This window comes from Micromonospora parastrephiae, from assembly GCF_016802865.1.
In the GTDB taxonomy this organism is placed as follows: domain Bacteria; phylum Actinomycetota; class Actinomycetes; order Mycobacteriales; family Micromonosporaceae; genus Micromonospora; species Micromonospora parastrephiae.
Window position 1 is genome coordinate 1 of the sequence record NZ_JAEVHM010000188.1, and the last position, 10,474, is coordinate 10,474.

Below are 10,474 nucleotides of genomic sequence, written 5' to 3' on the forward strand. Positions count from 1 at the left end.
GTCAGGCGGTGGGCCGGGAGCGGCTTCGGCGTCCGCGGTGATGGTCTGGGGTGCCGGAGCGACCGGGCGGCGTTCCCGGGTGGACCACTGCACCGAGAGGGTGGCGAGCAGCACCACGCAGGAGCCGAGCATGTGCGCGCCGACCAGGAACGCCGGCACGTGGGTGAAGTACTGCACGAAGCCGATGAGGCCCTGACCCAGCTCGACGGCGACCAGGACGATCGCGGCCCGGGTGGCCCGCCGGGCGCCTACCGCGCGGAACGCGAAGATCAACGCCACCGAGAGGCCGATCAGCAGGAACACCCCGTCGGCGTGCACCTGGGAGATCGACTCCGGGTCCAGCCCGTTGCGGGCGGCACCCTGGTCGCCGGCGTGCGGGCCGCTGCCGGTGACCCAGGTGCCGATGACCAGCACCGCGACGCCGACGCCGGTGGTGATCCGGGCCAGTGCGCGCAGCGGCGTGGGCACCACCGCCACCGTCGGGCCGTCCGGCTCGCCGATCCGCCGCCAGAGGGCGTACGCGGCGGCGATCACCGCCATCGAGGCGAGGAAGTGCAGCCCGACCACCCACGGGTTGAGGTTGGTGAGCACGGTGATGCCACCGACCACCGCCTGGGCGGGAATGCCCAGGAAGACCGCGACGGCGAGCGCCAGCAGGCCGGGCCGGCGCGGCCGGTACGTCAGGACGGCCAGTACGGTGGCCAGCGCGATCAGGCCCACCGCGAAGGTCAGCATCCGGTTGCTGAACTCGATCACCCCGTAGATGCCCATCTCGGGCGTGGCGACGTACGAGTCGTCGGTGCACCGGGGCCAGGTGGGGCAGCCGAGGCCCGAGGCGGTCAACCGGACGGCCCCGCCGGTGACGACGATGCCCACGTTCGAGATGATCGAGGCGAGCGCGAGGCGGCGCAGCAGGGTGCCGGAGACCGGACGGACGATACGGTTCACGGCGCAAATCCTACGCACCGTAGTGATCGAGGTTCGTCCGACTCCGTCGGGTCGGTGGTTCGGATCACCGGGGCCCGGGTTTGCGACCCTCCGGGTAATTACGTAACGTTGGTGTTGTGAAAAACGCGGCGGCGCTCTCCGGGCAGCAGTCGACGGCCGCTGTGGCCGTCGGCGCGTCCGTGTCCGCGCCCGTCGTGACCGGTTCCGCCGGTTCCGCCGGTTCCGCGGCGGCCGAGGCCTCCACCCGGGACCGGGTCACCCAGCTGCTGCTGGAGCGGGGGGCCACCACCGCCGCGCAGCTCGGTCAGGCGCTCGGGCTCAGCCCGGCGGCGATCCGGCGGCACCTCGACGCGATGCTCGCCGATGGTGACGTCTTCGCCCGCGAGCAGACCGTGCAGGGCGGCCGTGGCCGGGGGCGTCCGGCGAAGGTCTTCCTGCTGACCGAGGCCGCGCGGGTCCGCTGTGGCACCCATCACTACGACAACATGGCCACCGCCGCGCTGCGCTGGATCGCCCGTAGCGGCGGTTCGGAGGCGGTCGGGGCGTTCGCCACCGAGCAGGTGTCCGCCCTGGAGTCCCGCTGTCGGGCCGCCATGGAGGACGCCGGCGACAACCCCCTCGCGCGGGCGGAGGCACTCGCCGGAGCGCTCACCGCCGAGGGATACGCTGCCAACGCGACCACGATCGCCTCCGGCGGCCAGCTCTGTCAGCACCACTGCCCGGTGGCGCACGTGGCCGCCGAGTTTCCCCAGCTGTGCGAGGCCGAGACCGCGGTGATCTCCCGTCTGGTCGGCACCCACGTGCAGCGCCTGGCCACCATCGCGCACGGCGACGGGGTGTGCACCACGCACATTCCGACCCAGCCGACCCGCGCCCAATCCGGTAATCCCGTCACCACTGTGAGGACACCTAAATGACCGAGCAGATCGTCCAGCCCCTGACCCAGGAAGAGCAGCTCGCCGCCCTGGGTCGCTACGAGTACGGCTGGTCCGACCCGGACGCCGCCGGGGCAATCGCCCAGCGCGGCATCAACGAGGCGGTGGTGCGGGACATCTCGGCCAAGAAGAACGAGCCGGCCTGGATGCTCGACCTGCGGCTGAAGGGTCTGCGGCTGTTCGGTCGTAAGCCGATGCCGGCCTGGGGCGCGGACCTCACCGGGATCGACTTCGACAACATCAAGTACTTCGTGCGGTCCACCGAGAAGCAGGCCACCAGCTGGGAGGACCTGCCCGAGGACATCAAGAACACCTACGACCGGCTGGGCATCCCGGAGGCGGAGAAGCAGCGGCTGGTCGCCGGTGTGGCGGCGCAGTACGAGTCCGAGGTCGTCTACCACAAGATCCGTGAGGACCTTGAGGAGCAGGGTGTCCTCTTCCTGGACACCGACACGGCGCTGCGCGAGCACGAGGACGTCTTCAAGGAGTACTTCGGCACGGTGATCCCGGTCGGCGACAACAAGTTCGCCGCGCTGAACACCTCCGTGTGGTCCGGTGGCTCGTTCATCTACGTGCCGAAGGGCGTGCACGTGGAGATCCCGCTGCAGGCCTACTTCCGGATCAACACGGAGAACATGGGCCAGTTCGAGCGGACGCTGATCATCGTCGACGAGGGCGCGTACGTGCACTACGTCGAGGGCTGCACCGCGCCGCTGTACTCCTCCGACTCGCTGCACAGCGCGGTCGTGGAGATCATCGTGAAGAAGAACGCCCGCTGCCGGTACACGACCATCCAGAACTGGTCGAACAACGTCTACAACCTGGTCACCAAGCGCGCCGTCTGCCACGAGGGCGCGACCATGGAGTGGGTCGACGGCAACATCGGCTCCAAGGTCACCATGAAGTACCCGGCGGTCTACATGACCGGCGAGCACGCCAAGGGCGAGGTGCTCTCGGTGGCGATGGCCGGCGAGGGTCAGCACCAGGACGCGGGCGCCAAGATGGTGCACGCCGCGCCGCACACCTCCTCGACGATCGTGTCGAAGTCGATCGCCCGCGGCGGCGGCCGTACCTCGTACCGGGGTCTGGTGCAGGTGCTGGAGGGCTCGCACCACAGCCGCAGCACGGTCAAGTGCGACGCGCTGCTGGTCGACACCATCTCCCGCTCGGACACCTACCCGTACGTCGACATCCGTGAGGACGACGTGTCGATGGGTCACGAGGCGACCGTCTCCAAGATCAGCGACGACCAGCTCTTCTACCTGATGAGCCGGGGCCTGAGCGAGGACGAGGCGATGGCCATGATCGTCCGTGGCTTCATCGAGCCGATCGCCAAGGAACTCCCGATGGAGTACGCCCTGGAGCTGAACCGGCTGATCGAACTCCAGATGGAGGGCGCGGTCGGCTGACGCCGCCCGTCCCCTCCGGCCGACCTGACACCGTCGTCGCAGAACAGACCAAGGAAGAAATGACTACCCAGGCTTCCGCGCCGCCGCCCAGCACCAAGTCGCAGGCGCTGCGCTCGTACGACGTCGCCGACTTCCCGGCTCTCACCGGCCTGGAGGAGGAGTGGCGGTTCACCCCGCTCAAGCGCCTCCGCGGCCTGGCTGGCGACGGCTCCAGGTCGCTGCGCGGCGCCAGCCGCGCCGAGCTGGAGTCGTCGGACGAGGCGCCGGCCGCGACCGGCGCGGTCCGGCACGAGTACGCCGACCTGCCCGAGGGTGTCGCGGTCGCACGGGTCGGCCGCGACGACGCCCGGATCGGCAGCGTGCTCACGCCGGTGGACCGGGTCAGCGCGCTGGCCTTCGGCGCCGCCGCCGACGCTCTGCTGGTGCGGGTGGACCCCGACGCGGTGCTCGGCGCGCCGGTGCGCCTGCGCGTGGTCGGCGAGAACGCCGGTCAGCCGACGTTCGGTCACACCTTCGTCGAGGTGGGCCGCTTCGCCGAGGTGACGCTGGTCCTGGAGCACGTCGGGTCGGCCACCCTGGCCGACAACGTCGAGGTCGCCGTTGCCGACGGCGCGAAGCTGACCCTGGTCACGGTCGCCGACTGGGCCGACGACGCGGTCCAGGCGCAGCACCTCAAGATCAAGCTGGGTCGGGACGCGCGGGTCGTGCACATCCAGGTCTCCCTCGGCGGCGATTTGGTCCGACAGTTCACCAGCGTGGAATACACCGGCCGGGGCGGCGAGGCCGAGCTGTACGGCGTCTACTTCGCCGACTCCGGCCAGCACCTGGAGCACCGGCAGCTGGTGGACCACTCGGTGCCGGACTGCCGCAGCTACGTCGGCTACCGGGGCGCCCTGCAGGGCGACGACGCGCACACCGTCTGGGTGGGCGACGTGCTGATCCGGGCCGAGGCGACCGGCACCGACACGTACGAGATCAACCGGAACCTGCTGCTCACCGACGGCGCGCGGGCGGACTCCGTACCCAATCTGGAGATCGAGACCGGCGAGATCGCCGGCGCGGCCACGCCAGCGCGACCGGCCGCTTCGACGACGAGCAGTTGTTCTACCTGATGGCCCGGGGCATCCCGGAGGGTGAGGCCCGCCGCCTGGTGGTCCGCGGCTTCTTCGCCGAGCTGATCAACAAGATCCCGGTGGAGGAGCTGCGCGAGCACCTCGGCGACGCGATCGAGGCCCGGCTGGCCAAGGCTGGCGCCTGATGATCCGGATCTGTTCCACCGAGGACGTGCCGAAGGGCACCGCGATCAGCGCGGACGTCGACGGCACCCCGATCGCCCTGGTGCACGGCGAGGACGGCGCCTTCTACGCCGCCTACGACGAGTGCTCGCACGCCGCGGTCGCGCTCTCCGAGGGTGAGGTCGACGGCTGCACGCTGGAGTGCTGGCTGCACGGCTCGCGCTTCGACCTGCGCACCGGCGAGCCGACCGGGCTGCCGGCCACCGAACCCGTACCCGTCTACCCCGTCGAAGTCCGCGACGGCGACATCTACCTCAGCCTGACGCCGAGTAATGGAGTGACCCGATAATGAGCACCCTGGAGATCCGCGACCTGAAGGTGTCGGTCAAGCTGCCCGAGGGTGAGCTCAAGCCGATCCTGGCCGGCGTCGACCTGACCGTCCGCTCCGGTGAGACCCACGCGATCATGGGGCCGAACGGTTCCGGCAAGTCGACCCTGGCGTACTCGATCGCCGGTCACCCCAAGTACGAGATCACCGGCGGCTCGGTGACCCTCGACGGCGAGGACGTGCTGGCCATGACGGTCGACGAGCGTGCCCGCGCCGGCCTCTTCCTGGCCATGCAGTACCCGGTCGAGGTGCCCGGCGTGTCGGTGGCGAACTTCCTGCGTACCGCCAAGACCGCCATCGACGGCGAGGCGCCGAAGCTGCGCACCTGGGGTGGCGAGCTGCGCGGTGCGATGGAGCGCCTCCAGATGGACCCGGCGTTCGCCCAGCGCAACGTCAACGAGGGCTTCTCCGGCGGTGAGAAGAAGCGGCACGAGATCGTCCAGCTGGAGCTGCTCAAGCCGAAGATCGCCATCCTCGACGAGACCGACTCGGGCCTCGACGTGGACGCGCTGCGCGTGGTCAGCGAGGGCGTCAACCGGGTCCGCGACACCGGCGACACCGGCGTGCTGCTGATCACCCACTACACGCGGATCCTGCGCTACATCAAGCCGGACTTCGTGCACGTCTTCGTCGCCGGCCGGATCGTCGAGCAGGGCGGCCCGGAGCTGGCCGACAAGCTCGAGGCCGAGGGCTACGAGCGGTACGCCGCCGGGGCCGGCACGGCCAAGGCCTGAGTCGGGAAGGCGCTGCCGAGATGACCAGCATCGCGATCCCGCCGGGGATGCCGCAGTACGACGACGTGCCGCGTTACGACGTGGCCCGGGTGCGCGCCGACTTCCCGATCCTGGACCGGGAGATCAACGGGCACCCGCTGGTCTACCTCGACAGCGCCAACACCTCGCACAAGCCCCGCCAGGTGCTCGACGTGCTCGGGGAGCACTACGCCCTGCACAACGCCAACGTGTCGCGCTCGGTGCACACGCTGGGCACCGAGGCCACCGAGGCGTACGAGGGGGCGCGGGCGAAGGTCGCCGCCTTCATTTCCGCGCGGAGCACCGACGAGGTGGTGTTCACGAAGAACTCCACCGAGGCGATCAACATCGTGGCGTACGCGTTCTCCAACGCCTCGCTGCGCCCGGACGGTGACCCCCGGTTCCGGCTCGGCCCGGGCGACGAGGTGGTGATCTCCGAGATGGAGCACCACTCGAACATCGTCCCGTGGCAGCTGCTGTGCGAGCGCACCGGTGCGACCCTGCGCTGGTTCCCGGTCACCGACCAGGGGCGGCTGGACGAGTCGGGCCTGGAAGACCTGGTCACCGAACGGACGAAGATCGTCTCGCTGGTGCACATGTCGAACATCCTCGGCACGGTCAACGCCACGTCCCGGATCACCGCGCGGGTCCGCGAGGTGGGCGCGCTGCTGCTGCTGGACTGCTCCCAGTCGGTGCCGCACCTGCCCATCGACGTGGTCGACCTGGACGCCGACTACATCGTCTTCACCGGCCACAAGATGTGCGGCCCGACCGGCATCGGCGTTCTCTGGGGCCGAGGCGAGCTGCTCGCGGCCATGCCGCCGGTGTTCGGCGGCGGCTCGATGATCGAGACGGTCACCATGGCCCGGTCGACGTTCGCCGCGCCGCCGGCCCGGTTCGAGGCGGGCACCCCGCCGATCGCCGAGGCGGTCGCGCTCGGCGCGGCGGTGGACTACCTCACCGGGATCGGGATGCGGGCCATTCAGTGGCACGAGAAGGAGCTCACGGCGTACGCGCTGGAGGCCCTCGGCTCGGTGCGCGACCTGCGGATCTTCGGCCCGACCGTGCCGGTCGGCCGGGGTGGCACCATCTCGTTCGCGCTGGGCGACGTGCACCCGCACGACGTGGGTCAGGTGCTCGACTCGCTCGGCGTGCAGGTGCGGGTGGGTCACCACTGTGCCAAGCCGGTGTGCAGCCGGTTCGGCGTCCCGGCCATGACCCGGGCCTCGTTCTACCTCTACACCACCACCGAGGAGATCGACGCTCTGGTGGCCGGTCTGGAGCAGGTGCGGAAGGTGTTCGACTGATGCAGCTCGACCAGCTCTACCAGGAGATCATCCTGGACCATTACAAGCACCCCCACGGGCGTGGCCTGCGCGACGCCGACGACCCGGGCGACCAGGTCGCGGAAGCGCACCACGTCAACCCGACCTGCGGCGACGAGGTCACCGTCCGGGTGGCCACCGACGGCGACGTGCTGCACGACATCTCGTACGACGGGATGGGCTGCTCGATCAGCCAGGCCTCGGCGAGCGTCCTGCACGAGTTGCTGCGCGGCCGGGGCGCCGGGGAAGCATTTCAGGTGCACGAGGCGTTCGTGGAGTTGATGTCCGGACGTGGCCAGGTCACGCCGGACGAGGACGTACTCGGTGACGGGGTTGCTTTCGCGGGTGTCGCCCGCTACCCCGCCCGGGTCAAGTGCGCGCTGCTGCCGTGGATGGCGTTCAAGGACGCCGCGGCACGCGCCGGTGTGGGCGTGAGCCCGGAGGTGAAGGCATGAGCGAGAACACCGCTACCGCAGCGACGCCGGAGGCCGGTGACGCCACCGCGGCGCCGCAGACCGACGCCGTGACGACCGACGGTGCCGCGACGCCGGGTGCCGGCGACGCCGCCACCCCGACGGCCGGCGCCAGCAAGGCCATGATCGCCGACATCGAGGAGGCGATGAAGGACGTCGTCGACCCGGAGCTCGGCATCAACGTGGTCGACCTCGGCCTGGTGTACGGCGTGCACGTCGACGACGAGAACGTCGCCACCCTGGACATGACGCTCACCTCGGCGGCCTGCCCGCTGACCGACGTGATCGAGGACCAAGCCCGGCAGGCGCTGACCACCGGCCCCGGCGGCGGTCTGGTCAACGACATCCGGATCAACTGGGTGTGGCTCCCGCCGTGGGGCCCGGACAAGATCACCGACGAGGGTCGGGACCAGCTCCGTTCCCTCGGCTTCAACGTCTGACCTGGTCGGATCTCCTCGAGCGCGGCACCCGACGGGTGCCGCGCTCGACGCGTATCGCGGCGCGCCGCGCTGCGCCCACTCTGCGAGATCGTGCTCGATCCAGGATCGGGTGGCATCGGCGAGTGGGTGAGGCCACCACAACCAGGATCGAGCACGATCTTGGCGGGGTGCGCGGGGCGCGGGCGCGGAAATCCGGTGGCGCTGCGCGGCTCCGGCGCGCACGATGTGCTGGTGATTGAGGCGTACCCGATGCAGGTCCCTGTCCGCGCGGCGACCGCCGTGCGTCGACAGCGGCCGGTGCGGGGACGGGCCTCCACGCCGCACCGACGTCCGTGAGCGGGGCGTTCCTGGCCGGCCTGGTGGCCGGCTACGGCGTCGCCATCCCCGTGGGCGCGATCGCGGTCCTCGTCCTGGGGCTCAGTGCCCGTACCTCGTTCCGGGTCGGCGCCGCCGCCGCGCTCGCCGTGGCGACGGCCGACGGGCTCTACGCGGCGGTCGCCGCGCTCGGCGGCGCGGCCTGGCCAAGCTCATCGCGCCAGCCGCCGGCCCGCTGCGGGTGGTCGCCGCCGTGGTTCTGCTGGGGCTCGCCGCGCACGGCCTCTGGCGTACCTGGTCGGTCCACCGTTCGGGGCGGCCACCGGCGGCGCGCACCGGTCCGGGCATGAGCACTCCGGGGCGGGCCTACGCGGCGCTGCTCGGGCTGACCCTGCTGAACCCGACGACGGTTCTCTACTTCGCCGCGCTGGTGCTCGGTCGTCGGGACACGGCCGACCCGGGCGCGATCCCCGCGGCGCTGTTCGTGGCCGGTGTGTTCCTGGCGTCGGCGAGCTGGCAGCTGCTCATCGCCGGCGGCGGCACGGTGGTCGGTCGGGCGTTGACCGGGCCGCGCGGCCGACTGGTCACCGGCCTGGTGTCCAGCTCGCTCATCGCCGCGCTGGCGGTGGCCGCGCTGCTGCCGGGCTGAGCGGTCACCGCCCGGCCACCCGGCCGGGCGCGCCGTGCCGTACGGTCGGGCGGTGACCAGTCGACCCGCAGCCGGGGGAGGCCGGTGGGTCGAGGTGGACCCGGCCCGCGTCGGCCGCTGGGTCGAGGGCTTCGCCGACCGGCACGGCCCGCACACCACCACCGCGCGGGAGTACGGCCTGCTGCTCACCGCCTCCGACGGGACCACCGCCGAGCTGTACGCCCCGCCGGGCTCACCGGCCGGCGTCGACGTGGCCGGGTTCGTGACCTCAGCCGTCGCGCCCCGCCGGATCGGTCTGCTGCTGGCCCGCAAGGGCGCCGTGGCCGTCGGTGTGGCCGAGGGCGCCGATCTCGTCGTCTCCAAGGTGGACACCCGGTACGTGCAGGGGCGCACCGCCGCGGGGGGATGGTCGCAGCAGCGGTTCGCCCGGCGGCGTGACAACCAGGCCAAGGCGGCGTTGGGTGACGCGGCGGAGCTGGCCGTACGGCTGCTGTTGCCGGAGGCGGCGAGGCTCGCCGCGGTGGTCTGCGGCGGCGACCGACGGGCGGTGGACAGTGTGCTGGCCGACCGGCGGTTGTCCCCGCTCGTGCCGCTGCGGGCCGAACGGTTGCTCGACGTGCCGGAGCCTCGGCACGCGGTGCTGGTCGCGGCGGTGGCCGCGGCCCGAGCGGTACGGATCCGCCTGCGCGACCCGGCCCCCGACTGACCCCGGCGGTCGGTGCTGGTCGCGGCGGTGGCCGCGGCCCGAGCGGTACGGATCCGCCTGCGCGACCCGGCCCCCGACTGACCCGGCGGTCGGCGGCGCCGGCCAGAGACGACCGCCACCCGAAACGGGGTTCCTGGCGTGCCGCCGCGCCGGCGGTCGGAGTATGGGCACGTGGAGTTTCTGGTTGACATGGTGACGACGGTGCCGGAGGGCACGTCGGAGGACGAGGTCGCCGACATGCGCCGCCGTGAGGCGGCACGCTCGGCCGAGCTGACGGCGCAGGGCAGTCTTCTTCGACTGTGGCGGCCGCCGCTGGCGCCGGGGGAGTGGCGTACGTGGGGGCTCTTCCAGGCCGACGACGCGGACGAGCTGGAGGCGGTCCTCACGTCGATGCCGCTGCGCGCCTGGCGGCGCGAGACGGTGACCCCGTTGACACCGCACCCGAACGACCCGGGTCAGCCGGTTCGGTGAGCCCGCGTGGGCTCGTCACTCCCACCCGATCAGCAGGGAGATCATCATGTCCAGTGCCGAGGCTCAGATCCTGCGGACCGTTCTCGACCGGTGGAAGTCGGCGGTCGACGCCCACGAGCCGGATCGCGTCGCGTCGTACTTCACCGACGACGCGATCTTCCAGGGTCTGCACCCGTACTCCGTCGGCCCGGCCGGCGTCGCCGCGTACTACGCCGCCCAGCCGCTCGGCCTGACCGCCGCGTACGACATCCGGGAGACCCGCCGTCTCTCCGACGATCTGGTCCTCGGCTACCTGGAGGTGGAGTTCGGCTTCACCGACCGGCCGCCCCTGACGGTGAACCTCGGCGTACTCCTGCGCCGGCAAGACAACACCTGGCTAATCACCCACTACCAAGTCTCAAACCCAACCTAACCCCCCGCCCCGCCCC

General features: G+C 71.4%; 11 protein-coding genes and 2 pseudogenes. 12 read left to right on the top strand and 1 reads right to left on the bottom strand.

The annotated features are described in order from the left end of the window. Positions 1 to 966: COX15/CtaA family protein (locus JNW91_RS25925; RefSeq protein WP_203177982.1), on the bottom strand; the 966-nt coding region annotated here is incomplete at its 3' end. A gap of 98 nt (positions 967 to 1,064) precedes the next feature. Here JNW91_RS25925 and JNW91_RS25930 point away from each other — a divergent pair. From JNW91_RS25930 to JNW91_RS25985, 12 genes and pseudogenes are all read left to right on the top strand, one after another. Further along, positions 1,065 to 1,865 carry a helix-turn-helix transcriptional regulator gene (locus JNW91_RS25930; RefSeq protein WP_407664384.1) on the top strand — a complete coding sequence of 267 codons (801 nt, stop codon included), beginning with the start codon at positions 1,065 to 1,067 and terminating at the stop codon, positions 1,863 to 1,865. Continuing rightward, positions 1,862 to 3,292: a Fe-S cluster assembly protein SufB gene (gene sufB, locus JNW91_RS25935; protein ID WP_203177983.1), complete on the top strand. Its 1,431-nt coding sequence runs from the start codon at positions 1,862 to 1,864 to the stop codon at positions 3,290 to 3,292. Before JNW91_RS25930 ends, sufB begins: the two co-directional genes overlap by 4 nt. Before the next feature lie 59 nt (positions 3,293 to 3,351). Then, a pseudogene (gene sufD / locus JNW91_RS25940) lies at positions 3,352 to 4,550 on the top strand (Fe-S cluster assembly protein SufD). Continuing rightward, complete coding sequence (locus tag JNW91_RS25945; RefSeq protein WP_203177984.1) at positions 4,550 to 4,876, top strand: non-heme iron oxygenase ferredoxin subunit; 327 nt, start codon at positions 4,550 to 4,552, stop codon at positions 4,874 to 4,876. Before sufD ends, JNW91_RS25945 begins: the two are co-directional and overlap by 1 nt. Beyond that, positions 4,876 to 5,649: a Fe-S cluster assembly ATPase SufC gene (gene sufC / locus JNW91_RS25950; protein WP_203177985.1), complete on the top strand. Its 774-nt coding sequence runs from the start codon at positions 4,876 to 4,878 to the stop codon at positions 5,647 to 5,649. The genes JNW91_RS25945 and sufC overlap by 1 nt, the downstream gene beginning before the upstream one ends. A gap of 20 nt (positions 5,650 to 5,669) precedes the next feature. After that, a complete protein-coding gene (locus JNW91_RS25955) occupies positions 5,670 to 6,974 on the top strand; it encodes a cysteine desulfurase (protein ID WP_203177986.1) in 1,305 nt (434 codons plus the stop codon). Beyond that, complete coding sequence (sufU, locus tag JNW91_RS25960; RefSeq protein ID WP_203177987.1) at positions 6,974 to 7,447, top strand: Fe-S cluster assembly sulfur transfer protein SufU; 474 nt, start codon at positions 6,974 to 6,976, stop codon at positions 7,445 to 7,447. The genes JNW91_RS25955 and sufU overlap by 1 nt, the downstream gene beginning before the upstream one ends. Then, the gene (locus JNW91_RS25965; protein WP_203177988.1) at positions 7,444 to 7,905 is read left to right on the top strand and encodes a metal-sulfur cluster assembly factor; all 462 of its coding nucleotides are present in this window, start codon (positions 7,444 to 7,446) and stop codon (positions 7,903 to 7,905) included. The genes sufU and JNW91_RS25965 overlap by 4 nt, the downstream gene beginning before the upstream one ends. A 332-nt stretch (positions 7,906 to 8,237) precedes the next feature. Further along, positions 8,238 to 8,869, top strand: a pseudogene (locus tag JNW91_RS25970) (LysE family transporter). Between the two features lie 52 nt (positions 8,870 to 8,921). Next, positions 8,922 to 9,575 (top strand): acVLRF1 family peptidyl-tRNA hydrolase, encoded by a 654-nt coding sequence (locus JNW91_RS25975; protein ID WP_309244488.1) that lies wholly within the window; start codon positions 8,922 to 8,924, stop codon positions 9,573 to 9,575. Between the two features lie 171 nt (positions 9,576 to 9,746). Next, positions 9,747 to 10,046, top strand: a complete 300-nt coding sequence (locus JNW91_RS25980; protein WP_203177989.1) for a muconolactone Delta-isomerase family protein — start codon at positions 9,747 to 9,749, stop codon at positions 10,044 to 10,046. 46 nt (positions 10,047 to 10,092) lie between these two features. Next, positions 10,093 to 10,458 carry a YybH family protein gene (locus JNW91_RS25985; RefSeq protein ID WP_238425714.1) on the top strand — a complete coding sequence of 122 codons (366 nt, stop codon included), beginning with the start codon at positions 10,093 to 10,095 and terminating at the stop codon, positions 10,456 to 10,458. The last annotated feature ends 16 nt before the right edge of the window (positions 10,459 to 10,474 follow it).

Bases quoted from the DNA above. Each gene is read 5' to 3' on its own strand.
- sufB (WP_203177983.1), top strand. From the start codon at position 1,862: ATGACCGAGCAGATCGTCCAGCCCCTGACCCAGGAAGAGCAGCTCGCC.
- JNW91_RS25945 (WP_203177984.1), top strand. From the start codon at position 4,550: ATGATCCGGATCTGTTCCACCGAGGACGTGCCGAAGGGCACCGCGATC.
- sufC (WP_203177985.1), top strand. From the start codon at position 4,876: ATGAGCACCCTGGAGATCCGCGACCTGAAGGTGTCGGTCAAGCTGCCC.
- JNW91_RS25955 (WP_203177986.1), top strand. From the start codon at position 5,670: ATGACCAGCATCGCGATCCCGCCGGGGATGCCGCAGTACGACGACGTG.
- sufU (WP_203177987.1), top strand. From the start codon at position 6,974: ATGCAGCTCGACCAGCTCTACCAGGAGATCATCCTGGACCATTACAAG.
- JNW91_RS25965 (WP_203177988.1), top strand. From the start codon at position 7,444: ATGAGCGAGAACACCGCTACCGCAGCGACGCCGGAGGCCGGTGACGCC.
- JNW91_RS25985 (WP_238425714.1), top strand. From the start codon at position 10,093: ATGTCCAGTGCCGAGGCTCAGATCCTGCGGACCGTTCTCGACCGGTGG.